At 63.6% G+C, this 24,417-nt stretch carries 25 protein-coding genes; 14 read left to right on the top strand and 11 right to left on the bottom strand.

Annotation, left to right across the window (positions count from 1 at the left end; translation table 11 throughout):
* The first annotated feature begins 115 nt into the window (after positions 1–115).
* The 4 genes from VGO12_RS12035 to VGO12_RS12020 all read left to right on the top strand — a co-directional run bounded on the left by VGO12_RS12035 (position 116) and on the right by VGO12_RS12020 (position 4,908).
* Positions 116–1,030: a LysR substrate-binding domain-containing protein gene (locus VGO12_RS12035; protein ID WP_327512979.1), complete on the top strand. Its 915-nt coding sequence runs from the start codon at positions 116–118 to the stop codon at positions 1,028–1,030.
* A gap of 73 nt (positions 1,031–1,103) precedes the next feature.
* Positions 1,104–2,342, top strand: a complete 1,239-nt coding sequence (gene puuD / locus VGO12_RS12030; protein WP_327512978.1) for a urate hydroxylase PuuD — start codon at positions 1,104–1,106, stop codon at positions 2,340–2,342.
* Positions 2,339–3,655 carry a guanine deaminase gene (gene guaD / locus VGO12_RS12025; protein ID WP_327512977.1) on the top strand — a complete coding sequence of 439 codons (1,317 nt, stop codon included), beginning with the start codon at positions 2,339–2,341 and terminating at the stop codon, positions 3,653–3,655. The genes puuD and guaD overlap by 4 nt, the downstream gene beginning before the upstream one ends.
* 116 nt (positions 3,656–3,771) lie before the next feature.
* Positions 3,772–4,908 carry an alpha-hydroxy acid oxidase gene (locus VGO12_RS12020; protein WP_327512976.1) on the top strand — a complete coding sequence of 379 codons (1,137 nt, stop codon included), beginning with the start codon at positions 3,772–3,774 and terminating at the stop codon, positions 4,906–4,908.
* Positions 4,909–5,093: 185 nt separating this feature from the next.
* Here VGO12_RS12020 and uraH read toward each other — a convergent pair whose 3' ends face one another.
* The 4 genes from uraH to puuE form a co-directional block, all read right to left on the bottom strand.
* Entirely contained in the window at positions 5,094–5,456 is a 363-nt protein-coding gene (gene uraH, locus VGO12_RS12015; protein ID WP_275020554.1) for a hydroxyisourate hydrolase, read from the bottom strand.
* An 11-nt stretch (positions 5,457–5,467) separates the two neighbouring features.
* Entirely contained in the window at positions 5,468–5,965 is a 498-nt protein-coding gene (locus VGO12_RS12010; protein WP_327512975.1) for an ureidoglycolate lyase, read from the bottom strand.
* 96 nt (positions 5,966–6,061) lie between these two features.
* A complete protein-coding gene (gene uraD, locus VGO12_RS12005) occupies positions 6,062–6,565 on the bottom strand; it encodes a 2-oxo-4-hydroxy-4-carboxy-5-ureidoimidazoline decarboxylase (RefSeq protein WP_327512974.1) in 504 nt (167 codons plus the stop codon).
* Entirely contained in the window at positions 6,565–7,494 is a 930-nt protein-coding gene (gene puuE, locus VGO12_RS12000; protein ID WP_327512973.1) for an allantoinase PuuE, read from the bottom strand. Before puuE ends, uraD begins: the two co-directional genes overlap by 1 nt.
* A gap of 182 nt (positions 7,495–7,676) precedes the next feature.
* On the opposite strand from puuE, the gene VGO12_RS11995 reads away from it, so the two are divergent.
* A complete protein-coding gene (locus VGO12_RS11995; RefSeq protein WP_327512972.1) occupies positions 7,677–8,117 on the top strand; it encodes an NUDIX domain-containing protein in 441 nt (146 codons plus the stop codon).
* A gap of 11 nt (positions 8,118–8,128) precedes the next feature.
* On the opposite strand, the gene VGO12_RS11990 is transcribed toward VGO12_RS11995, so the two are convergent.
* Complete coding sequence (locus tag VGO12_RS11990) at positions 8,129–8,929, bottom strand: DUF1045 domain-containing protein (protein WP_327512971.1); 801 nt, start codon at positions 8,927–8,929, stop codon at positions 8,129–8,131.
* 260 nt (positions 8,930–9,189) lie between these two features.
* On the opposite strand from VGO12_RS11990, the gene VGO12_RS11985 reads away from it, so the two are divergent.
* The gene (locus VGO12_RS11985) at positions 9,190–9,579 is read left to right on the top strand and encodes a PRC-barrel domain-containing protein (RefSeq protein WP_327512970.1); all 390 of its coding nucleotides are present in this window, start codon (positions 9,190–9,192) and stop codon (positions 9,577–9,579) included.
* Between the two features lie 79 nt (positions 9,580–9,658).
* On the opposite strand, the gene VGO12_RS11980 is transcribed toward VGO12_RS11985, so the two are convergent.
* Positions 9,659–10,801, bottom strand: coding sequence for an FAD-binding oxidoreductase (locus tag VGO12_RS11980; protein WP_327512969.1), 1,143 nt, complete (start codon positions 10,799–10,801; stop codon positions 9,659–9,661).
* Positions 10,802–10,840: 39 nt separating this feature from the next.
* Between VGO12_RS11980 and mnmD the strand changes: the two genes are divergently transcribed.
* Together mnmD and VGO12_RS11970 are read left to right on the top strand one after the other, a co-directional pair.
* Entirely contained in the window at positions 10,841–11,560 is a 720-nt protein-coding gene (mnmD, locus tag VGO12_RS11975; protein WP_327512968.1) for a tRNA (5-methylaminomethyl-2-thiouridine)(34)-methyltransferase MnmD, read from the top strand.
* Between the two features lie 158 nt (positions 11,561–11,718).
* Positions 11,719–13,305, top strand: a complete 1,587-nt coding sequence (locus VGO12_RS11970; RefSeq protein ID WP_327512967.1) for a trimethylamine methyltransferase family protein — start codon at positions 11,719–11,721, stop codon at positions 13,303–13,305.
* A gap of 145 nt (positions 13,306–13,450) precedes the next feature.
* On the opposite strand, the gene VGO12_RS11965 is transcribed toward VGO12_RS11970, so the two are convergent.
* A complete protein-coding gene (locus tag VGO12_RS11965) occupies positions 13,451–13,903 on the bottom strand; it encodes a host attachment protein (protein WP_327512966.1) in 453 nt (150 codons plus the stop codon).
* A gap of 126 nt (positions 13,904–14,029) precedes the next feature.
* The gene (locus tag VGO12_RS11960; protein WP_327512965.1) at positions 14,030–14,704 is read right to left on the bottom strand and encodes a YafY family protein; all 675 of its coding nucleotides are present in this window, start codon (positions 14,702–14,704) and stop codon (positions 14,030–14,032) included.
* Between the two features lie 151 nt (positions 14,705–14,855).
* On the opposite strand from VGO12_RS11960, the gene VGO12_RS11955 reads away from it, so the two are divergent.
* The 3 genes from VGO12_RS11955 (at position 14,856) to VGO12_RS11945 (ending at position 18,122) form a co-directional block, all read left to right on the top strand.
* Entirely contained in the window at positions 14,856–15,170 is a 315-nt protein-coding gene (locus tag VGO12_RS11955; RefSeq protein WP_327512964.1) for a hypothetical protein, read from the top strand.
* Between the two features lie 14 nt (positions 15,171–15,184).
* Positions 15,185–16,285 carry a DNA alkylation repair protein gene (locus tag VGO12_RS11950; protein ID WP_327512963.1) on the top strand — a complete coding sequence of 367 codons (1,101 nt, stop codon included), beginning with the start codon at positions 15,185–15,187 and terminating at the stop codon, positions 16,283–16,285.
* A gap of 295 nt (positions 16,286–16,580) precedes the next feature.
* Positions 16,581–18,122 (top strand): DEAD/DEAH box helicase, encoded by a 1,542-nt coding sequence (locus VGO12_RS11945; RefSeq protein WP_327512962.1) that lies wholly within the window; start codon positions 16,581–16,583, stop codon positions 18,120–18,122.
* 100 nt (positions 18,123–18,222) lie between these two features.
* Here VGO12_RS11945 and VGO12_RS11940 read toward each other — a convergent pair whose 3' ends face one another.
* From VGO12_RS11940 to VGO12_RS11930, 3 genes are all read right to left on the bottom strand, one after another.
* Positions 18,223–19,101: a DMT family transporter gene (locus tag VGO12_RS11940; protein ID WP_327512961.1), complete on the bottom strand. Its 879-nt coding sequence runs from the start codon at positions 19,099–19,101 to the stop codon at positions 18,223–18,225.
* A gap of 179 nt (positions 19,102–19,280) precedes the next feature.
* Positions 19,281–19,736, bottom strand: a complete 456-nt coding sequence (locus VGO12_RS11935) for a GyrI-like domain-containing protein (RefSeq protein WP_327512960.1) — start codon at positions 19,734–19,736, stop codon at positions 19,281–19,283.
* Between the two features lie 57 nt (positions 19,737–19,793).
* Entirely contained in the window at positions 19,794–20,663 is an 870-nt protein-coding gene (locus tag VGO12_RS11930) for a LysR substrate-binding domain-containing protein (protein ID WP_327512959.1), read from the bottom strand.
* Between the two features lie 80 nt (positions 20,664–20,743).
* Here VGO12_RS11930 and VGO12_RS11925 point away from each other — a divergent pair, with 80 nt between their 5' ends.
* From VGO12_RS11925 to VGO12_RS11915, 3 genes are all read left to right on the top strand, one after another.
* Positions 20,744–21,823: a YeiH family protein gene (locus tag VGO12_RS11925; RefSeq protein ID WP_327512958.1), complete on the top strand. Its 1,080-nt coding sequence runs from the start codon at positions 20,744–20,746 to the stop codon at positions 21,821–21,823.
* 245 nt (positions 21,824–22,068) lie between these two features.
* The gene (locus VGO12_RS11920; RefSeq protein ID WP_327512983.1) at positions 22,069–23,463 is read left to right on the top strand and encodes a circularly permuted type 2 ATP-grasp protein; all 1,395 of its coding nucleotides are present in this window, start codon (positions 22,069–22,071) and stop codon (positions 23,461–23,463) included.
* 3 nt (positions 23,464–23,466) lie between these two features.
* A complete protein-coding gene (locus tag VGO12_RS11915) occupies positions 23,467–24,405 on the top strand; it encodes an alpha-E domain-containing protein (RefSeq protein WP_327512957.1) in 939 nt (312 codons plus the stop codon).
* Positions 24,406–24,417 lie beyond the last annotated feature (12 nt).

The raw sequence follows: 24,417 nt of genomic DNA, 5'->3' as shown, positions 1-24,417 counted from the left end.
GCGTCGCAACTCATTTCAGCACCTGTTCGTCTTGGGAAGTTGACTTGAAGGATGCCGTGGAGGAGGATCGAAATCCAATCGAACATCCGTCTGCATGCATCAAGAGAACTTATCCATGAAGATGTCGAAGCAGTTTCCGCTGAATGCGCTCAGGGTCTTCGAAGCGGTCGCCAGGCTCGGCAGCTTCACCAAGGCCGGCGAAGAGCTGGGCATGACCCAGACAGCCGTCAGCTACCAGGTGAAGTTGATCGAGGAGAATGTCGGAGAGCCGCTGTTTTTGCGCCGCCCGCGCCAGATCTCACTGACCGACGTCGGCCAGCGCATGGCGCCACGGGTGACCGAAGCCTTCGAGATGCTGCAGGAGGCCGTTTCCAATGCCCGCGGCGATATCGACAGCGCACTTCTGATCAGCTCGACGCCGACCTTCGCCTCGCAATGGCTTGCCCGCAACATCGGCTCGTTCCAGCTCGCCCATCCCAACATCGCCGTCCGGCTGACGACCAGCGACTCGCTCACCGACTTTACCCGCGAGCCCGCCGATCTGGCGATCCGCTCGGGCGGCGGCGTCTGGCCGGGCCTCGACACCCATCCGCTGATGCGGGTCGAATTCAACCCGATGCTCAGCCCGGCGCTCGCGGCCACCATCGGCGGCGTGCATGAACCGCGCGACCTCCTGAAGCTTCGCATCATCGATGCCGGCGATCCCTGGTGGCCGATGTGGTTCAAGGCCGCCGGCGTCAAGGACCCGGACCTCGAGGGACGGCCGCACAGCCGGCTTGGTGCCCAGACCTTCGAGGCGCGCGCCGCCGTCGCCGGCCAGGGCGTCGCGATCCTCACTCCGGAATTCTACCCCGACGACGTGGCACTCGGCCGTCTCTACCAGCCCTTTGATCTGCGCTGCAGCGACGGTTGCGACTACTGGCTCGCCTATCCGCATGCCCGCCGCAACACGCCGAAGATCCGGATTTTCCGCGACTGGATCCTCGGCGAACTCTGCCCGCCGCAATTCCTGCAGGCAAATAGCGCTTGAGGACCTGATAGCCCCCTTTTCCCGTCGCTCGTTTTTGCGCAAGGTGAAGCGACAGAGAGACAAGGGGATCTGAATGTACGAGTTCGCCATCGCCTGGGAATGGCTGGCCTTTGCCGTGCGCTGGCTACACGTGATCACGGCCATCGCCTGGATCGGCTCATCCTTCTACTTCATCGCGCTCGATCTCGGCCTGGTGAAGCGCGACCACCTGCCCGTTGGCGCCTATGGCGAAGAATGGCAGGTCCATGGCGGCGGCTTCTACCACATCCAGAAGTATCTGGTGGCGCCAGCCTCGATGCCCGAACACCTCACCTGGTTCAAATGGGAATCCTACGTGACGTGGCTTTCGGGCTTCGCCATGCTCTGTGTCGTCTATTACGGCGGCGCCGATCTCTTCCTGATCGACCGCCACGTGCTCGACATCTCGGCCACCACGGCGATCCTGATTTCGCTCGCCTCGCTCGGCATCGGCTGGCTGTTTTACGACCTGCTCTGCAAGTCGCCGATCGGCAAGAACACCTGGGGGCTGATGGCGCTGCTCTATGTGGCGCTGGTGGTCATGGCCTGGGGCTACACCCAGGTCTTCACCGGCCGCGCCGCGTTCCTGCACCTCGGCGCCTTTACCGCAACGATCATGTCGGCCAACGTCTTCTTCATCATCATTCCCAACCAGAAGATCGTCGTTGCCGACCTGATCGCCGGCCGCACGCCCGATCCGAAGCTCGGCGCCCAGGCCAAGCAACGCTCGCTGCACAACAACTACCTGACGCTGCCCGTCATCTTCTTCATGCTGTCGAACCACTATCCGCTTGCCTTTGCCACGGCATTCAACTGGATCATCGCCGCACTCGTCTTCCTGATGGGCGTCACCATCCGCCACTGGTTCAATACCACCCACGCGCGCAAAGGCAGGCCGACCTGGACCTGGCTGGTCACTGCTCTTCTCTTCATCATGATCATGTGGCTGTCGACCGTGCCGAAGGTGCTGACCGGCGGCGAGAAGGCGGACGTGGCCCCGGTCTTCAAGCGCTTCGCCGCCAATGCCCATTTCCCCGCCGTCAAGGACACGGTCTCGACGCGCTGTTCCATGTGCCATGCGACAGAACCGGTCTATGAGGGCATCACCCAGGCGCCGAAAGGTGTCGTACTCGAAAGCGACGCGGAGATTGCCGCCCATGCCCGCGAAATCTATATCCAGGCCGGGCGCAGCCATGCGATGCCGCCTGGAAATGTAACGGACATGACGACGGACGAGCGCCAGCTTCTGACGGCCTGGTTCGAAAGCGCCGTCGAGGAAGGCAAGACACAATGACCATCACCCTCATTCGCGGCCGGCTCTTGAGCTTTCACCGCGCGCCAACGTCGATCGACGACAGCGCCGCCTATGGCTACGAGAGCGACGGCGCACTTCTGGTGGAGGGTGGCCTGATCGTTGCCAGCGGCGCTTATGCCGAGGTCAAGCAAACCGCGCCCGAAGGCGTCGAAGAAATCGATCACCGCCCGCACCTGATCGTGCCGGGCTTCATCGACACGCACCTGCATTTCCCGCAGATGCAGGTCATGGCCTCTTATGCCGCCAACCTGCTCGAATGGCTGAACACCTACACCTTCCCGGAAGAATGCCGCTTCGTCGAGACAGCCCATGCGGAGCGCATCGCGACGCGCTTCTTCGACGAAATGGTGCGTCACGGCACGACGACGGCGGCCGCCTATTGCTCGGTCCACAAGGCGTCCGCCGACGCCTTCTTCGCCGAGGCGTTCCGCCGTGACATGCGCATGGTCGCCGGCAAGGTGATGATGGACCGCAATGCCCCGCAGGGCCTGCTCGATACGCCTCAAATGGGCTATGACGAAACCCGGGCGGTCATCCGCGACTGGCATGGCAAGGGCCGCAACCACGTGGCGATCACCCCGCGTTTCGCCATCACCTCGACGCCCGAGCAGATGGACGTCGCCAAATCGCTGGTGCGCGAATTCCCGGATCTGCACGTGCAGACGCATCTTTCGGAAAACAGCGACGAGATCGCCTTCACCTGCGAGCTTTACCCGGAAGCCAAGGATTATACCGACGTCTACGCCCGCTATGGCCTGCTCGGGCCGAAGAGCCTGTTCGGGCACTGCATCCATCTCTCCGAGCGCGAGGCGGACGTCATGAGCGAAACCGGCTCGGTCGCCGTCTTCTGCCCGACCTCCAATCTCTTCCTCGGCTCGGGCCTCTTCCCGCTGCGGGCGCTGACCCGCCGCGACAAGCCGGTGCGCACCTCGGTCGCCTCCGACATCGGCGGCGGCACCAGCTATTCCATGCTGAAGACGCTCGACGAGGCCTACAAGATCCTGCAGTTGCAGGGCGAACGGCTGAACCCGTTCGACAGCTTCTTCATGATGACCCGCGGCAATGCCGAGGCACTATCGCTGGTCGACAGGATCGGCACACTCGAAACCGGCACCGACGCCGACTTCATCGTGCTCGACATGGCGGCAACGCCGGCAATGGCGCTTCGGGCCGAAGTCGTCAATTCTCTCGCCGACGAGCTCTTCCTGCTGCAGACCATGGGCGATGATCGCGCCATCGTCGAAACCTATGTCGCCGGCAAGCCGGCGAAATCGGCATTGGCCACTGCCTGATCCACTTAAACGCAAAGAGGTCAAGAAAATTGACCTCTTTGCGTTCTCGCTATTAACAAGCCTCCGGCAAACATGGTAATGGCTCGTTCAATCCCTGTTGGACGAAGGCTATTTCCATGACGCAAATCCTCGAAATCAGCGATCTCAAGGCGCTCGCCAAGCGCCGGGTGCCCAAACTCTTCTTCGACTACGCCGACAGCGGCGCGTGGACGGAGGGCACCTATCGCGCCAACGAGGAGGATTTCGCCAAGGTGAAGCTGCGACAGCGGGTGCTGGTCGACATGACCAACCGGTCGCTCGAAACGACGATGATCGGCCAGAAGGTGTCGATGCCCGTGGCCCTCGCCCCGACCGGCCTCACCGGCATGCAGCACGCCGACGGCGAGATGCTGGCGGCGCAGGCCGCCGAAGCTTTCGGTGTGCCCTTCACGCTCTCGACCATGAGCATCTGCTCGATCGAGGACGTCGCCTCGGTGACGACGAAACCCTTCTGGTTCCAGCTCTACGTCATGCGCGAGCGCGAATTCGTGCTCAACCTCATCGATCGCGCCAAGGCGGCAAAATGCTCGGCGCTGGTGCTGACGCTCGACCTGCAGATCCTCGGCCAGCGCCACAAGGACCTGCGCAACGGCCTGTCCGCACCGCCGAAGATGACGCCGAAGCATCTCTGGCAGATGGCGACGCGCCCCGGCTGGTGCATGAAGATGCTCGGCACCAAGCGCCGCACCTTCCGCAACATCGTCGGCCACGCCAAGAGCGTCACCGACCTCTCCTCGCTCGGCGCCTGGACGACCGAACAGTTCGACCCGCAGCTCTCGTGGAAGGATGTCGCCTGGATCAAGGAACGCTGGGGCGGGCCGCTGATCCTCAAGGGCATCCTCGACCCCGAGGACGCCAAGATGGCAGCAGCGACCGGCGCCGACGCGATCATCGTTTCCAACCACGGCGGCCGTCAGCTCGACGGCGCCCATTCCTCGATCAGCATGCTGCCACGCATCGTCGATGCGGTCGGCCACCAGATCGAGGTGCATGTCGACGGCGGCATTCGTTCGGGCCAGGACGTCCTGAAGGCCGTCGCCATGGGCGCCAAGGGCACCTATATCGGCCGCCCCTTCCTCTATGGCCTCGGCGCCATGGGCAAGGACGGCGTCACCAAGGCGCTCGAAATCATCCGCAAGGAGATGGACATCACCATGGCGCTCTGCGGCAAGCGCGACATCAACTATGTGGATCGCAGCATATTGGCGGAGTGAGAGCAGGCAGCTTGGTTCTAAACAGGACATCCCTCATTCCTGTGCTCGTCACAGGAATCCAGCAGCCCAAGTCCTTGGGCTGGAAGGTCTTTTGACCCGACAGACGTCGGGTCGCTGGATCCCCGCCCCAGGGGCGAGGATGAGGGAGCTTCTCGCACAACGCGAAGCGACCGCAAGACCCCTAATCAGCTCCCGCGATAGGTCGAATACCCGTAGGGCGAAAGCAACAGCGGCACGTGGTAGTGGCTCGCCGGATCGGCGATGCCGAAGCGCAAGGGGATGCGGTCGAGGAAGGCCGGCTCCGGCAGCGTCGCGCCCGAGCGGCGCAGGTAGTCGCCGGCGTGAAAGACCAGCTCGTAATTGCCGGCCATGAAGCCGATGCCTTCGACCATCGGCCCGTCGACGCGACCGTCGCTGTTGGTGTGAACGGTGCGGATCAGCTGCCGCTCTTCCCCTTCCAGCCAATAGAGATCGATGCGCAGGCCTTCGGCCGGCTTGCCGAGGGCCGTATCGAGAACGTGGGTCGTCAGGCGGCCGGTGCTGCTCATCGCTTCTCCCTTCAAGTGGCGCTCTCGATGACGAACGGCTCATCATAGGAGAACTCCTCGAGATTGTTGCCCGGACCTTCGCGATCGACAATGAGGAAATCGCTGACGGCGCCGACCGACATCAGCGGGTGATGCCAGACATTGCGGCCGTAGTTGACACCCTGCTTGCCGCTCGCCCGGAACACCCGTGGCGTGCCCGGCCGGCCGTCCTCGTCCTCGGAGACGACGACCAGCCAGGGGCGATCGTCGAGCGGCGAAAAGCTCTGGCTGCCGAGCGGGTGGCGCTCCATCATCGAGACCGCATAAGGAAAGGCGCGCGGCTGCCCGCGAAAGATATTGATGATGACACCCGCGCCCTCGCCGACGACATCGGCCCGCGCCAGCCCGTGGAAGCGTTCCGTGTTGCCACCGTTGATGTAGCGCATCGTTGCCGGGTCCGCTTCGATCACGGTTCCGAAGGGTGCAAAGGCTTCACGCGTCAGTGGTTCGATCTTGAGCAGGCGGGGCATCAGGCACGGACCTCGCAGGCGGTCGCGCCAATTGCGGGCGTACGATCCGGCTCGACTGCCCTTCGAAAGAGCAAGAACACGGATCGAACGGTATTGTCAGGCATTTTCGTCTCCAGGAAGCATCGACTGCAGCCGCAGGCGGGCGATTTTCTCCACCTGCACGCAAGCGGTTTCAAATTCCTCTTCCGGCGAATTGTCAATGCGTCTTTCGAAGGCCGAGAGAATCTGGCCCTTGGTCAGTCCCTTCACCGCGATGATGAAGGGGAAACCGAATTTCTGGGTGTAGGCGTCGTTGAGCGCCGTGAAGCGCTGGTGTTCCTCCGGCGTCAGCCGGTCGAGGCCGGCAGACGCCTGCTCCGCCGTCGAATCCGCCGTCAGCTTGCCGGCGACCGCGAGCTTGCCCGCCAGATCCGGATGCGCGCGCAGCACCTGCATCTTCTCGCGCGGCAGCGCCGTGCGGAAGGCCTGGCAAAGCGCCGAATGCACGGTGCCTGCCGTCAGCCCGGTCGCAGCGGCGCGGTCGAAGGCGCGTTCGGCAACCCAGGGAGAATGCTCGAACACGCCACCGAAACGGGCGACGAAGTCATCGCGATCGGACATCAGAGCGCCCCTTCCGGCTTGTGATGCTGGTACCAATGGTTGGCGATGTCGATGCGCCGGGGTACCCAGACCTTGTCGTGCGACATGACGTAATCGATGAAGCGGGCAAGGGCCGCGGCCCGGCCCGGGCGGCCGACGAGACGGCAGTGCAGGCCGATGTTCATCATCTTGGCGTCGCCGGCGCGCCCTTCCTCGTAGAGCACATCAAACGTGTCCTTGAGGTAGGTGAAGAACTGGTCGCCGGAGTTGAAGCCCTGGTTGGTCGCAAAGCGCATGTCGTTGGCGTCGAGCGTATAGGGGATGATCAGGTGCGGCTTGTCGGCGGAAAGACCCGGCACCCAGTAGGGCAGCTCGTCGGCATAGCTGTCGCAGGAATAGAGGAAGCCGCCCTCCTCCAGCACCAACTTCAGCGTGTTGGCCGAAGGCTTGCCCTGGTAGATGCCAAGTGGCCGCTCGCCGGTGAGTTCCGTGTGCAGCCGCACGACCTCGCGAATATGCTCGCGCTCGACCTCTTCGGGAAAATCCTTGTATTCGAGCCAGCGCAGCCCGTGGCTGGCGATTTCCCAGCCGGCTTCCTTCATCGCGGCGACAGCCTCGGGGTTGCGGGCCATGGCCTGGGTGACGCCGTAGACGGTCAGCGGCACGTTGCGGCTGGTGAACATGCGCCAGAGCCGCCAGAAACCGACGCGCGACCCGTATTCGTAGATCGATTCCATGTTGAGATTGCGCTGGCCGGCCCAGGGCTGCGCGCCGACGATTTCCGACAGCAGGCACTCGGAAGCCGGGTCGCCATCGAGAATGCAGCTTTCGCCACCTTCTTCGTAATTCAGCACGAACTGCACGGCGATACGCGCGTCACCCGGCCAGTTCGCCTTTGGCGGATTGCGGCCATAGCCTACGAGGTCGCGCGGATAGCTGGTCTCAGACATCAAATCATCCTTCGGTATTTTTGGGCGACGGTATCACCGCCGGGCGGATTGTCGATACCGAAATCTGTCCGGGAAGCGTGCCCTTTCTCGCCACGCCACGGCGATCTCTCGAGATCCAGAGTTGCGGCCGCGCGCGAAACGAACTTAGCTGCCCGGTGACGTCAACCGACCGGCACAAGACGATGAAATCCTACATCCAAAATCTTCGCGAAAAGATCGGATCCGATCTCCTGCTCTGCCCATCCGTCGCCGCCGTCATACATAACGCCGAGGCGCAGTTATTGTTGCAGGAGAAGGCGAGCGGCGAAGGCTGGAGCTTGCCGGCCGGCGCGATCGAGCTGGGCGAGACGCCTGCCGAAGCGATCATCCGTGAAGTCATGGAGGAAACCGGCTTTCCGGTTTCGATCGACAATATCCTCGGCGTCTTTGGCGGCAAGGACTTCCGCTACACCTATCCAAACGGCGACCGGGTCGAATACGTCGTGACCCTCTTCCGCTGCCGCATCACGGGAGCCCAGAAACCCATCCTCGACGGCGAGACGAAATCGCTTCGCTATGTCTCGGCCGCCGACATGCCGCCGCTGGCGCTGCCCTATCCGGCTTCACTGCTGTTTGGGCGATAGCATACTTCGAGTTACCGCTGCGCCATCAGCGCTGCAACGATGAGCGGCAGGGGCCGCATCGCGCCCGACCCGATCGACGGGTCAACGACCGCGCGCTTGGCCCGCTCGAGCCGCGAGTTCGTCGAGATCTTGCCGAGCGGATGCTGCGAATGCACCCGCATCGGGGCGCCGGTTTCCTGTTCGACGAAGAGGGCCAGGCTGCCGATCGAAATCGGCCTTGCCAGGCACGGATCGAACAGTTCGCGCAGCGGCGCCTCCACCTGGCGCAAGGCGTCGTTGGCAAGCGGCCCGGTCAGCATCATGTGAAAGCGGTACTCGTCCATCACGTGCGGATCGCCCCAGCGATAGAGGTTGGAGAACTGCGGCGCAGTCAGCCGGTCCGGATCGGACCGCTCGATCTCGTCTTCCGATAGTGGCGCCCGGAAAGCATCGAATTCCTGCACGACATTGGCCGCCAGCAAATGCATGGCAGCACTGGGGACCTGCGGCACGAGCCCCCATGAGCGACCGATGCGCGCGACCTCGAGGCGATCGACCTCGAAGGGCGTCTGGGCGCCGGCAAAGTGCATCAGCGCCTTCAGGAGTTGCGCCTCGGTCCTCTCGGAATGCAGCCGAAAGGGCGACATCATGACCGCGTGAAAGCCGAAACGGCGCGGGACGGCGGTGTGATAGGCGATGTCGGCGGTGCTGAGGCCCGCCACCGAAGGAAGCTCCGCAGGTTCGCCGGAATAGACGTTGCGCCCGAGCCAGCTCGCGGCCGTCGCGGAAAGCGGGTCGGCCATCGGCGGGGTGAAACAAATGGCGTAGCGCATGAACAGGCTCCGGTATCCGTCAGAGCGGGACAAGGACGATATCCCGCTCCAACCATTGGCGATCGATCACGTATCTGTTGTAGGGCGATCCGACCCGCAATCACCGTGATCCGTTGGCCGCCTATTAGGTGATTTGCATGACAGATTGACGAAGTCGCCCGTGGAGGATGCGCCTCGGCCGGGCCGCAACGGCGCGAATTTCGGAACCATCCCGGCAGCCAGCCGTTTCCCAGAGGTAGCAACAAGCATGGAGAAGAAGCGTGACCTATCACAATGCAAACCTTCAGGACGCCCGCATCAAGGAAACCCATGACCTGATCGCAAGCGACAAGGTCGAAGGCACGAAGGTTTACGGCGCTGACGACAAGCACATCGGCTCGATCGAGCGCGTGATCATCGAAAAGCGCAGCGGTCGCGTCGCCTATGCAGTGCTCGGCTTCGGCGGCTTCCTCGGGATCGGCGAGGACCACTACCCATTGCCATGGGCCAAGCTGACCTATGACGAGAGGCTCGGCGGCTATCGCACTGATGTGACTCGTGATCAGGTCGAACGGGCGCCGAAATATCACGGCACCGAGGAATACGACTGGAACGCCGAGAACGGCCGTCGAGTCTATGACTATTACGGCGTGCCGCCCTATTGGATGTAACGGCTGGCGCGACTGATCATCCAACCCTTCGAGGCCCCGCTCTGGCGGGGCCTTTCATTTGGCACGGTGGTTCAATCGCCTAAAGGTGTTTCTCGCGAAGAGCCGCTATGTGATTCCGGCATATGAAGGATTCCGGGATCTCGATCGTCGCACGCCCGGCGATCTCGTCGACGACGAAGCGCGCAAGGCGATGAGCAATGCCGAAGCTCACCTTGAAGCCGCCGGTCAGGACGAAGAGATTTTCGTGATCGGGGTGTCGCCCGACGGTCGGCTCCCGTCCGGCCGACTTCGGCCGCAGACCGGCCCAGCGCTCGATGACAGGGGCCGTCTGAAGACATGGCGCGAGCGACGCCGCCCGGCGAAGAAGTTCGTCGAGCTGCTCGTCGGTCGACAGCGGATCGGCAAAGCTGTTTTCGCTGGTGCTGCCCACCGCCACCTGGCCGTCCTCATGGGCGACGATGTAGACGCCATCCGTGAAGATCACCGGCAGCCCAGGATCGATGTCCGCTTTCAGCAGCGCCGCCTGTCCCTTGACCGCCGTTCCGCTCCTGGCCTTCAGCGGACCGGACAACACGTCGATGAGCGGAAAACTGCCGACGCCGGCGGCGATGATGCAACGATCGAAGGTGATGCTGCTACCGTCTTCGCGTTCTGCCCGACCATGCGCCGGGTCGATCGCGCGAACACCGGTACCCTCGTCGAGCCTGACGTTTCCAGACTGCGCCAGGGCCGCCCGCAAGGCAGCCAGCATGCGGCGCGGCGACACCCTTGCTGCGAGCGTATCGAAGACCACGCCGTTCCCGGTCGCGTCCGCGCTGAGCCAATCCTCCACCGTCTGATCCTGTACATGCCAGTGGAATTGCCGGCCGTCCGCCTGCCAGTGTGCAAGCGCATCCTGCTCGTGACCGAGCGCGATATCGCGCAGATGCGGCTTGGCAAGCGGCATGACCCGGCCTGAGCGCCGGTAGCCGCAGGAAAGCCCGGTCGAAGCTTCAAGCGCGCCGATCTCCGCTTCCAGCGAGACCAGCGCATCGAACTGAAATTGTTTCTTGGCGTTCCAGCGGTCCGGCATGTGCGGCATCAACGCACCGAGCAGGCCGCCGCTCGCGCCGGCGCCGATCGCCCGTTGTTCGACAAGCCGCACCGACATGCCGTCGCGCGCAGCGCAAAGGGCCGCCCACAACCCCATGATGCCGCCGCCGACGACCAATAGCTCGCTCATCGATTGACCTTCTCCGGCCGGCGGACTATCGCCTTGGCCATGACAGCACCAGCAGACCCGATCGATCCCCCTGACCACCAGAGCCTTGATTGGCACGAGGGCGATATGCCCTATTCCCGGGAGTTTGGCGATCACTTTTATTGCCGCACCGACGGGCGGCTGGAGTGCGGCCACGTGTTCCTGTCCGGCAGCGGTCTGCCGGAACGCTGGACAGGCGCGGGGACGTTCACGATTGGCGAACTCGGCTTCGGCACCGGGCTCAATTTCTGCGAGACCTGGCGCCAGTGGAAGATGACCGTCACCGCAGGAGACCGCCTGCACTTCGTGTCGTTCGAACGGTTTCCGATGGCGGCCGACGAGATTTCCCGCGCTCTTGGCCAATGGCCGGAAATCGACGCGGAGCGGCAGGCACTGGTCGAGCGCTGGCCGGGCGAGCGCAACGGCATCATCCAGATCGACTTCGACGACGCCGTCACGCTCTGGGTCATCTGCGGCCCGGCGCTCGAAAGCGTTGCGGGCACCGCGCACAGTTTCGACGCGTGGTACCTCGACGGGTTCGCCCCTTCGCGCAACCCCGACATGTGGTCGCAGGATTTGATGCGGCAGGTCTTTGAGAAGACCACACGCGGTGGCAGCTTTGCGACCTATGCGGCCGCGGGCTTCGTTCGCCGCAATCTCCAGGCCGCCGGCTTTCTTGTCGAAAAGCGCAAGGGGTTTGCCGGCAAGCGCGAGATGCTGCGCGGCGACCGGCCCGCCTGACGGCCACAATCGACGGCGAAACCGCCAGCCTCGTTCGACCGGGACCCCCTCGAACGAAAGGCAATTTTCTTCACAAGAGGCCTCAACTGTCGCAAATGGCGGGCCATCGCCATCGAGAATCTGCGACACACTCCCATCGGCAACGCGGTGGGTCCTTCATGAACGACGATCAGTTTCCGGATTCAACAACGGGTGATGCGGCCTCGACACCATTGGAACGGCGGCGCAGGCCTGGCGGGCGCAGCGCAGAACGGACCCGCAAATCGCCGAGCGGAAAATATCTCAATCTTGTCAATTCGCTGGCGAAGTCCACGGTCCTTTCGGACGATGCGCTTGAAGCGGTGCACGAGGCGTCGCTGACGATCCTCGAAGAAATCGGGATGGACGTCATCCTGCCGGAAGCCCGCGACCGCATGAAGGCCGCCGGCGCCGACGTGACGCCAGGCACCGACCGGGTTCGTTTCGACCGCGGCCTGATCCTCGACATGATCGCGCACGCTCCGCCCGCCTTCACCATGCATGCCCGCAACCCGGCCCGAAACGTCCAGATCGGCGGCAACAACCTCGTCTTTGCCCAGATCGCCAGTGCCCCCTTCGTCGCCGACCGTGAAGGCGGCCGCCGCACCGGCAACCAGGAAGACTACCGCAAGCTGGTCAAGCTCGCGCAATCCTACGACATCGTGCACACCACAGGCGGCTATCCGGTAGAGCCCGTCGACATCCATGCGTCCGTGCGCCATCTCGACTGCCTGTCGGACATGGTGAAGCTGACCGACAAGGTCTTCCACGTCTATTCGCTCGGCAAACAGCGCAACACCGACGGCATCGAGATCGCCCGCATCGGCCGCGGCATCTCGATGGAGCAGATGGAGCGCGAGCCTTCGCTCTTCACCATCATCAACACCTCCTCGCCGCTGCGCCTCGACGGGCCGATGCTGCAGGGCATCATCGAGATGTCCTCTCGCAACCAGGTGGTCGTGGTCACGCCGTTTACGCTCGCCGGCGCCATGGCCCCGGTGACGATCGCAGGCGCCCTTGTCCAGCAGAATGCCGAGGCGCTCTGCGGCATCGCCTTTACCCAGATGGTGAGGCGCGGTGCGCCGGTCATGTATGGCGGCTTTACCTCGAACGTCGACATGAAGACCGGTGCGCCTGCCTTCGGCACGCCGGAATACATGAAGGCGGTGATCGCCGGCGGGCAGCTTGCGCGCAAGTACAATATCCCCTACCGCACCTCCAACACCAACGCCGCCAATACGCTCGACGCGCAGGCGGCCTACGAGTCCGCCATGTCGCTCTGGGCCCTGACGCAAGGGGGCGGCAACTTCGTCATGCATGCCGCCGGATGGACCGAGGGCGGGCTTACCGCCTCGTTCGAAAAGTTCGTTCTCGATGTCGACATGCTGCAGATGGTGGCGGAGTACCTGACCCCGCTCGACGTCAGCGAGGATGCGCTCGGCCTTGACGCCGTGCGTGATGTCGGTCCCGGCGGCCACTATTTCGGCACGCTGCACACGCTGCAGCGTTACGAGACCGCCTTCTATTCGCCGATCCTGTCGGACTGGCGCAACTTCGAGACCTGGACGGAAGCCGGGCGTCCGACCACCTACGATCACGCCAACCGGATCTTCAAGCAGAAGCTCAACGAATACGAGCGCCCGCCGCTCGATCCGGCAATCGAAGAGGAACTCGACGCCTTTGTCGCCCGGCGCAAGGCCGAGGGCGGCGTCCCGACGGATTTCTGACGGGACGCCTCGCCCGCGCAAACGGGCGTTTCAGCACGGCCGCGCTCGGAGCAATTCCGGGAGATTTTCGAAGTGGTTCTCCGTCCGGAATTGCGTGATAAGAGAGTTAGATCATTTCACTGTTTCGATGAAACGACGACATGATCTAAGCGGGAAAGACGGCCGCCCGGGCCGTGGCGATCAATTGTTCGGTCGTCGCAGCGACGCAGTTGCGATCGATTTCAGCGACGGTTCGATCTCTCACATGCGCAGAAAGCTGCTTTCTGAGGTCGCCGAGCGTGCGCGGCGCCGCGCAGATCACCAGGCTGTCGAAGGCACGGTCGGCGGCGTAGCTTTCCAGGCGTTCGGCGACGTCAGCGACGAAACGCTGCTGCTCTTCGCGAACGGGATCGCTCTTGTATTCCATCGCCGAGCGGCCGTGGCCGACGGATGAATGCGAGCGGCCGGGCTTGTCGGCCATGATCTCCTGAACCCGCTTCGGTTCGGTGTGAAACGTCTCCTCGTCCGGCCGCTGGCGATCTTCCTTCAGAAGGTTCACGCCCTTGACGATGCGCGCGGTGTTGCCGTCCGCGGCCAGTATCCATGTCCGGTTCTGCACGATTATCTCCCAGTGTAGGCTGTGGATCGTGGCGGGCCGAAGTGGCCCTGTAAAAGAAACGCACAAGGGCCGGTTCGGTTCCGCGACGATCAACATTCAACACGAGTTATTTGCAGCTGAAACCAATCACATCCGGGCGAGATAGGCCTCGAAGCTGCGCTCGGCCATGGCCTCATAACGCTCGCGCTCGACGTGAACGGCACTGATTCTGTCGACGCGAAAATCGCGAAAATCCGACCGCAGCTCGCACCAGCCCGTCAGCAGCCAGAAGTGACCGAAGACGCTCAATCCCAGCGGCCAGATCGTCCGCTCGGTGTGTTCGTCCTTGAGGCTGTCATACTGAAGACGAAGCTTGCGCCGCTCGGCGATTGCCTGGCGCAGGTCGCCAAGCAGTGCCGGCGGCTCCGGCTGCAGCGCCGAGCGAAAGGCGCGAAGCGGTGCAGCCGTCAATCGCTGGCGATGGTCGGGCGGCAGTCCGTGGGCGATCTTCTCCATCGCCTCGCGGGCGGCCTGGGCAAGCCTACCGTCGCCGAGCATCTGCACCGCGCGGGCTCCAAACGCGAGCGCTTCAAGCTGCTCGAAGGTGAAGGCAAGCGGCGGCGCGTCGAAAGCCCCGCGCAGGAGATACCCGACCCCACGCTCACCGTCGATCGGCGCACCGGAAGCGATCAGATGCTCCATGTCGCGATAGATGGTCCTCTGGGCCACCTCCATCTTCTCGGCGATCTCGCGCGCCGTCATTGCCCGCCCGGTGGCGCGCATGAGCTGGATGATGCGAAACAGCCGGTCGGCAGGTCTCATGGCAGCCTTCCATCCTTTCCAGGGGTATCCAAGGGCTATAGCCGCCGATCAAGCCGCACAAGCGGGCCGTCGCCGGCTATGGCCATAAGGCTGTCAGTAGCCCTGTGCTAGATCAAGGGCAAATGAGATGGAGCCTGACTTGGAGCCTGAGATGACCAACGACCACATCCTCGAACTTGCCGTCTGCATCGTTCTCGACAAGCCGGCGGCAACGGCGACCCGGCAGCGGGCGATGCAGGCAGTCTCCCGTTATCCCGGATTTATTTCCTGGCGCGCCGTCGACAGTTGCGAAACATCGGGAATGTTTGCCGATCTCGTCGAATGGGAGACGCTGGAGGCGGCCCAGTCGGCTGGCGAACGGGTGCGTGTCGACCCGGAGTTCGCCCCTTATGCGGCGACGATCAGCGCGGTTATGCTGGTGCAGCATTTCACCGATGGTCAGAAGATCTCCGGAAAACCGAACTGAAGGACAGGGCGTCGATGGCCGAACCACTGAAGAACCTGCTGCACCCCGGCGTCGTCACAGCCATCGCCGACGCGATCGGCAGCAACACCGCGAACTTCGACGGCGTGAGGTTCAAGGCGCTTGCGGGCGACGGCCTGGAAGCACTCGAACTGATGCAACGCTCGCTTCAGATCCGCGACGCGCTGGTCGAGACCTTGCCGCAGCGCTTTGCCTTGGCTGCACCCGTCCTGGCGAGCTGCCTGCCCAACGATCACACGCCCGGGCTCAGTGGCTGGTCGCTTCTGCCCGTCAGCCAGTACATCGCCTTGCGCGGCCTTGACGACTTCGACCTGTCCTTGTCGATGCTCAAGGTTCTGACGCCGCACTTCACCGCCGAGTTCGGCATTCGCGTCTTCATCGACCGTGACCAGGAGCGTGCCCTTCAAACGATCAGCAGATGGGTTGCCGACGCCAACCACCATGTCCGGCGGCTCGCCAGCGAAGGCACGCGTCCCCGCCTGCCCTGGGCTATGCGTCTGCCCAAGCTCATCCGTGACCCCGGCCCGATCCTGCCGATCCTGACAGCACTCATCGACGACCCCGAGGACTATGTGCGCCGCTCGGTCGCCAACAGCCTCAACGACATCGCCAAGGATCACCCGGACATCGTGGTCGATTTCGTCGCAAGACATATCGGCACCGCTTCGCCGGAGCGTCGCCAACTCCTGCGCCATGCCTCGCGCACTCTGTTGAAGCAAGGCCACCCCGCGGCCCTCTCGAATTTCGGTTTTGCCGCCCCTGCCGGCATCGATGCGAGGCTCGTCTTGGATCGGTCGCAGATCATCCTTGGCGAGAGCCTGAACCTGCGCCTCGCCGTCAGCCACGATGCAGACACAAGCCAGAAGGTGATCATCGATTACGCCGTGCATCATCGCAAGGCGAATGGCACCACGTCACCGAAAGTCTTCAAATGGACGTCGACGATGCTCGCCCCCGGCGCGTGGATCGAAATCGAGAAACGCCACGCGATCCGGCCCATCACCACCCGCCGCTACTACCCAGGCAGCCACCGGATCGTCGTGCTCGTCAACGGTCAGGAAGCGGCCGTTGCCGACTTCGATCTCGCGTTGGAGTAGCCCTCATTTCGCACCTGCGAAAAGATGCACCTTGACTTTTCGGGCGAAAACGACGACATGGTGCCCAGCGTCACCTTCCGGCCGCCGCGTGAGCGCGCCCTCGGCAAGCACTGAAAGCCGTGAAGAAGGTATAGCGCACATATCGCCGCAACAGGCGGCACAGCACAGGCGCTTGACGACTTAATTCAACCCACAAGTTCCCAATTCACGCGGGGTTCTTGACGCCGAACGACACCGGAACAGCAACAACGCGGTTCCGGCGAATGCGTTTGGCGCCCCCAAAAGGTATATGCATTTGTCCACCTTTAAAGATCTCGGCCTCTCCCAGCACATTCTCGAGACCCTGTCTGCCAACGGCTTCGAAAAGCCGACCCCGATCCAGGCCCAGGCGATCCCTGAAGTACTGAAGGGCAACGATCTCATCGGTCTCGCCCAGACCGGCACCGGCAAGACGGCCGCATTTGGCCTGCCGATGATCGAAAAGCTCGTCGCCGAAGGCAAGCGCCCCGATCCGCGCAACATCCGCGCACTCGTGCTCGCCCCGACCCGCGAACTGGTCAACCAGATCGCCGCCAACCTCAAGCTGTTCGTCAAGAAGTCGCCGCTCAAAATCGGCGTCGTCGTCGGCGGTGTCTCGATCAACAAGCAGACCGAGCAGCTGGCCCGCGGCGTCGACATCCTGGTTGCCACCCCCGGCCGCCTGCTCGACCTCGTCGCCCGCAAGGCTGTGACCCTGACCCAGGGCCGCTACCTCGTGCTTGACGAAGCCGACCAGATGCTCGACCTCGGCTTCATCCACGACCTGCGCAAGATCTCCAAGCTGGTGCCGAAGAACCGCCAGACGCTGCTGTTTTCGGCCACCATGCCGAAGCAGATCGCCGAACTCGCCGGCGAGTACCTGACCGACCCGGTCAAGGTGCAGGTTACGCCTCCGGGCAAGGCCGCCGACAAGGTCGAACAGTATGTTCACTTCGTTCCCGGCAAGGACCTGAAGACGACCATCCTCAAGAAGACGCTGACCGAGAACCCGGACGGCCTGTCGCTGATCTTCAGCCGCACCAAGCACGGCGCCGAGAAGCTGATGAAGCATCTCGACCACGTCGGCTTCAAGGCCGCCTCGATCCATGGCAACAAGAGCCAGGGCCAGCGCGAGCGCGCGCTCAAGGCCTTCCGTGACGGCGAGATCCGCGTTCTTGTCGCCACCGACGTCGCTGCCCGCGGCATCGACATCCCCGGCGTCACCCACGTCTACAACTACGACCTGCCGGAAGTGCCGGACGCCTATGTTCATCGCATTGGCCGCACCGCCCGCGCCGGCCGCGACGGCATCGCGATTGCCTTCTGCGCGCCCGACGAAATCCGCCTGCTGCGCGACATCGAGAAGCTGATGGGCATCAACATTGCCGTGGCCAGCGGCGAAGCGCCGGCCGACCAGGCGCGCCCGTCCAAGGGCCGCAGCGGCCGTGGCAGCAATGGCGCCGGCCATCGCAAGGGCAATGGCGGCGGCCAGAACCACAATGGCGGCCGTCCCCCGCGCCGCGAGCGCCCGGCCGGCGAGCCGGTTGCCGCGACCAGCGGCTTCACCGGTGACGACCTTTTGCGCGACGAGCGCCGCCCGCAGCGCCGCGACCACGGTCATCCGCAGACCGACGGCCGTGGCGAAGGCAACCGCAACCACGAGGGCAAGAAGCACCACGGACGTCCGGGCCAGAAGCAAGGCGAGCGTCGTGACCGCAACCATGGCGGCCGCAACGAGAACCGTGGCGGCGGCGAGCGTCGCGACGGCGGCCAGGGCCAGCGCCGTGGTAACGGCGGCAACCGCGGCCACCAGGGCTGATCTTCAGCCATAGGTCCATTATGAGCGGCGGGTCGTTTCGACCCGCCGTTTTTGTTTTGGTCGTTCGTCTGTCGTTATCGCAGAACGGCCGCGACAGGCGTCATGCCTGTGGTTTGCGGTTGGTGAGATAGACGCCGGCCACGGCAATCACCGTGCCGATGACCATCGGCAGCGTCAGCGCCTCGCCGAAGAAGATCCAGGCCTGTACCGCGGCAAGCGGCGGCACGAGATAGATGAGCGAGGCGGCGCGCGACACCTGGCCGCGCCCGATGAGGTAGAGCAAAAGCGCGATCGCCCCCATCGAAAGCCCGAGCACCGACCAACCGAGCGCCAGCACGACCTGCAGGTTCCAGGTCACGTGCAGGTCTTCCAGCATCAACGCCAGCGGAATGGTCACGATCAGCGCGCCGAGATACTGAAGGGCCGCGGTAGTGCGAATGTCTGCGCCTTGCAGGTGGCGCTTCTGATAGAGCGTTCCATAGGTGACGGCCGCCATGCCGAGCACGTTGACGACAACAGGCAGCATATGGATCGGCGTCGCACCGGTGTCGATCGCCAATACCTTCGGCAGAACGGCAAGTGCGATGCCGAAGAAGCCGAGCACCAGACCGAGCTTCTGCTGCACGCTCAGCTTCTCGTCGATGACGAAAGCCGCGGCCACCGCCGTCATCAGCGGCTGCAGGCCGGCGATGATGCCGGAAATGCCGGCGGGCACACCCTCACCGATCGCCCACCAGACGGCGCCGAGATAGAGGCCGTGCAGGAACATGCCCGAGATCACAGCGTGGCCAGCCATTGTCCAGGACTTTGGCCACTTGGCGCCGGTGACGACGCAAAACAGGATGAAGAGCACGATCGCCAGCGTGTAGCGCAACACCAGGAAGGTCAGGGGATCGGCATAGGCGGCGGCGTATTTCGCCACGACCCAGCCGGTCGACCAAAGTAGAACGAAGATGGCGGGGGCGAGACGCGCGAGCATGGGGATATCCGGGCAGCGGGCGGATCGGTGGCCTACAGCCAACCGCCCAAAGGCGGCGCAATGTCGCTGTAATGCTTTGATCTGCCGAATGATTTCAGCTCAGACCCTGGTGAAGTGAGCCATCACGCAAGTAGTTGCGCAAGCGCTGATGGTCAAAGCAATTTTTCTGATGGAATGGATCAGCCAATCGGAACCATCAGTCTGAGCGACGACAGCGACAGCGAGACGAAGCCCGGTTCATACTCCTCGCGATAGTGCATCTGGGCGGTATCGACCGCATGCCCTTCGGCAGCCATCCAGTCGAACATTTTCTGGTAATGCACAAAGACGTCGCCGCTTTCAGGGCGATGCCGGGCGGTGACGAACCGCATCGCCGGCAGGTCGACATATCCTGGGTGTACGGTCGCCTCGGCCTTGTTCGCGACATAGCCGACCAGATAACGGAAGCCATCCGGCCGGTCGTTCCAGGAGATGCCGACGAGCGTCGCATGATCGCCGGGATGGAGATGCTGGTGATGCGCCTGCATGTCGGAGATCAGCCGCCGCACGGCGCCATCGGCCGCCTCGCCGAAGGTTCCCTCCCAGAAGGCGCCGGCGATGCGCTCGGCCGGCCGTTCCACGATTTCGAAGGTCATCGCTCCCTCACTCGGCGAAACGCCCCTGTTGTCACTGCAACCAACAATGCGCTTGCCTCAAAGCAGTTCCACGAAGGCACGCGCAGCATGGCTGAACTGCCTTTCACGATGGGTCAGCAGTTCGAAACTCCGCTCGGCGAGTTCGAACGGCAGCTCAACCAGCCGCCCGCTGTCGACGAAGGGCTGGGCGGCGAGCCGCGAGACGGCCGTCACGAAGGGGCCGCTGCCGACCGCCGTCAGCACCGCCTCGTTCGAGGGAAGTTCGAGCTCGATCTTCAACCGATCGAGGTCCGCGCCGTGATCGCCCATCGATTGCAGGAACATGGCCCGGGTCCCGGAGCCCTCTTCTCGCAGCACCCAGCGGGCGGCAAGCAGCTTTTCCAGATCGACCGCGGCACCGACGAGCGCATGGCCCGGGGCCGAATAGACGGCGATGCGATCGACGGCGACGCGACGGTGATCGAGCTTCACCCCTTCGACGCGGCCCTCGATAAAGCCGAGCTGCGCTGTCCCTTCCTCCACGGCTTCCGCGACCACGGCCGTGTTGCGCACCGTCAGCTTGACGTCGACTTGAGGATAATCGTGAGTGAAGCGGGCAAGCCGTGCGGGCAGCCAGTAGCTTGCAACCGTCTGGCTGGCGGCAATCGACAGTTCGCCACGGCGAAGCTGCGACAGGTCGGCAAGACAGGCGGCGGCCACCCTCGCCCGGGCAAGGACGGCCTGGGCTTCGGGCAGAAACGTCTTTCCCGCCTCCGTCAGCGCCAAGCCGCGACCGACACGATCGAACAGGCGCACGTCGTGCTGGGTCTCAAGGGCGGCGATCGCGGCACTCGCCGCAGACTGGGTCACGTTCATCGCCTCGGCGGCTTTCGTCATATGCAGGCGCTCGGCAACCGCGACGAAAATCTTGAGCTGATCAAGGGTCATGGCCAATCAATCGCAAAAATCGATCAGAATGACAAGAACAATCCGTTAGACTGATTCATGGATCGGCGTAGGTTGCGGTCATGTCCAGATCGCATCGCACATCCCGCCCCGCCTGTTCATCCGCCGCCGCACAGACGGCCCCCATCCTTCCGGGCCTCGTCCTCTGCTGTCTCGTCGCCCTCGCGGCCATCGGCCTCGAATGGATCGAGCGGCTTTTAACCGGTCGAGCGTGGCTCGAGGCGCTGGTGCTCGCCATCCTGCTCGGTGCGATCGTCCGCACGCTCTGGACGCCGGGCGCCCGCTTCCTGGCCGGCATCCATTTCTCGGCCAAGTATCTTCTCGAGGCGGCGATCGTGCTGATCGGCGCGATGCTGAGCTTCGACGCCATCGCCGAAAGCGGACCGACCCTGCTCCTGACCATCGTCGCCATGGTTCTCTTGTCGATTACGACCGGCTACCTGATTGCGCGCCTGCTCGGCCTGCCGAAGCGCCTAGCGACGCTGATTGCCTGCGGCAATGCCATCTGCGGCAACTCGGCGATCGCCGCCGTCGCCCCGGCGATCGGCGCCCGTGGCGAAGAGGTGGCCGCCGCCATCTCGTTTACGGCGATCCTCGGCATCGCGGTCGTTCTTTCCCTGCCCTTCGTCGGCGGCTGGCTCGGCATGTCGCCACAGGGCTACGGTGTCTTTGCCGGCCTGACGGTCTATGCCGTGCCCCAGGTGCTGGCCGCCGCCAGCCCCTTCAGTTCGCTCTCGGTCCAGGTCGGAACGCTGGTCAAGCTGGTGCGCGTGCTGATGCTCGGCCCCGTCGTCTTCTGCTTCTCGCTGGTGGGCAGCCGCGATGCCGGGGCTCTCAATCCGGAAGGCGGGCGGGAGGGATCGCTGTTTACAACGATCACCCGCTTCGTCCCCTGGTTCATCCTCGGCTTCATCGCCGTCGCGATTGCCCGCAACAGCGGCGCGATCCCCGACACGGTTGCGACGGGTGCGGTCAAGGTCTCGACCTGGCTGACCGTCATCGCCATGGCGGCGCTCGGCCTTGAGGTGGATATCCGGTCTCTCGCAAATGCCGGTCCGCGCGCGAGCGCCGCCGCCATGCTGTCGCTGCTGGTGCTGTGCATCCTCTCGGCTCTGGCGATCGCTTGCCTGGGTCTCGGCTGAGCCACATCCTCAAACGTCCGCCGCCCAATTTTAGAGCATGTGCATGTTTTATGGCCGGCAGCGCGCCCAGCCCTTTTGGAGGCCTGACCTCGCTGCCCTGTCCTTGGGCAGTTTTTGCCCGGAATGGCTGGCCGGGGCCGGCTTCAACTTTCTTGTCCCGCGACTGAGCACGCTTCTTGCATTGCAACCAGCGTTGTACTCAAATGGTCAAAAATAAGGGGACCACGCCTTTGGCATTTGACGAAATGATGAATGCGGACAGCAGCCCGCGCCAGCCATATTCGACCTATCATGATTGGTATGCCAGCCAGGACAGAAATCGGCTCATAGCGAAATCCAAGGACGCCGAGAACATCTTCCGGAAAACCGGCATCACCTTCGCGGTCTACGGACACGCAGACAGTTCCGAAAAGCTCATCCCCTTCGACCTCATCCCCCGCATCATTTCCGGCCGCGAATGGCGCAAGCTCGCCCAAGGCATCGAACAGCGGGTCATCGCCCTCAACGCCTTCCTCGACGACATCTACCACAAGCAGGAAATCATCCGCGCCGGCCGCATCCCGCGCGAACTGATCGAAAAGAACGTGGCCTTCCTGCCGCAGATGATCGGCTTCCGTCCGCCGGGCGGCGTCTACACCCACATCGTCGGCACCGACATCGTTCGCACCGGCGAAGACCAGTTCTATGTGCTGGAAGACAATGCCCGCACCCCGTCCGGCGTCAGCTACATGCTGGAAAACCGCGAAACGATGATGCAGATGTTCCCGGAACTCTTCCATCAGAACCGCGTGCGCCCGGTCGAAAACTACCCCTATCTCCTGCGTCAGAGCCTCGCGTCGCTTGCCCCTCCCGGCTGCAGCGGCAAGCCGCGCGTCGCGGTCTTGACCCCTGGCATCTACAACTCCGCCTTCTACGAACACGCCTTCCTCGCCGACCAGATGGGTGTCGAGCTGGTCGAGGGGTCGGACCTGCGGGTCATCGACGGCAAGGTGAAGATGCGCACCACCCGCGGCTACGAGGCGATCGACGTGCTCTACCGCCGCGTCGACGACGACTTCCTTGATCCCCTGACGTTCCGGCCGGATTCAGCGCTTGGCATTCCCGGCATCATGGACGTCTACCGGGCCGGCAACATCACGATTGCCAATGCACCCGGCACCGGCATTTCCGACGACAAGGCGATCTATTCCTACATGCCCGAGATCGTCGAGTTCTATACCGGCCGCAAGCCGCTGCTCGAAAACGTGCCCACCTGGCGCTGTTCGGAGCCGCAGAGCCTGAAATATGTGCTCGAGCACCTGGAAGAGCTGGTGGTCAAGGAAGTCCACGGCTCCGGCGGCTACGGCATGCTGGTCGGCCCGACGGCGACGCGCAAGGAACGCGCCGTCTTCGCCGAAAAACTGAAAAGCCGTCCGGCCAACTACATCGCCCAGCCGACGCTCTCGCTTTCCACCGTGCCGATCCTTGTCAACAAGGGCATTGCGCCCCGGCATGTCGACCTTCGCCCCTATGTCCTCGTCTCCGACAAGGTCCAGATCATCCCCGGCGGCCTGACGCGCGTGGCGCTGAAAGCCGGTTCGCTCGTCGTGAATTCCAGCCAGGGTGGCGGGACCAAGGACACCTGGGTGCTGGAGGACTGAGAGATGCTGGGAAGAACTGCAAACGGCCTCTACTGGATGTTCCGCTATATCGAACGCGCCGAAAACAGTGCCCGGCTGATCGACGCCGGCCTGCGCATGGCGCTGACCCGCAGCGAGGCGACGGAAGGCGACTGGGACGGCGTGCTGCAAAGTGCGGGCGTGCGCGAACTCTATGACGAGGTGCACGAAACGCTGACGAGCATCGACGCGATCGATTTCCTTCTGCGCGACCGGGCCAACCCGTCGAGCGTGATGTCCTGCATCGAGGCGGGACGCCACAACGCCCGCATGGTGCGCACGGCGCTGACGCGCGAGACCTGGGAAGCGACCAACGAGTGCTATCTGGAAATGAAGGCGATGCTCTCGAAGAAGGCGCGTCCGACCGACATGCCGGAGATCATCGACACGATCAAGCGCTGCGCCGGACTGATCCGCGGCGCCTTCCACGGCACGATGCTCCGGAACGAGATTTTCAACTTCTCGCGCATCGGCACCTTCATCGAGCGGGCCGACAACACTGCCCGCATCCTCGACGTGAAGTATTACGTGCTCCTGCCTGCGGTCGCCGCCGTCGGCTCGTCGATGGACAACGTGCAGTGGGAATCGATCCTGCGCTCGGTCTCGGCCCATCGCGCCTATGGCTGGGTCTATGACGCCGAGCTTCGCCCCGCCAATATTGCCGACTTCCTGATTTCCAACGGCCGCATGCCGCGCTCGCTCGCCTATTGCTACGAGAAGATCGCCAGCAACCTCGGCTATCTCGAACGGGAATATGGCGAACGCCACGCGGCCCACGAAACCGCCGACCGCACGCTCGCGTCGCTGCGCAGCCAGTCGATCAAGGACATCATGGATCAGGGGCTGCACGAGTATCTCGAGGACTTCATCAGCCACAACAACCGTCTGGGGCAGGAAATCTCCGACGGTTATCGATTCTATTAGGCTCGGGAGGAT

Source organism: Ensifer sp., assembly GCF_035999135.1.
GTDB lineage: Bacteria > Pseudomonadota > Alphaproteobacteria > Rhizobiales > Rhizobiaceae > Ensifer.
This window is presented reverse-complemented; position numbering and strand designations above follow the sequence as displayed.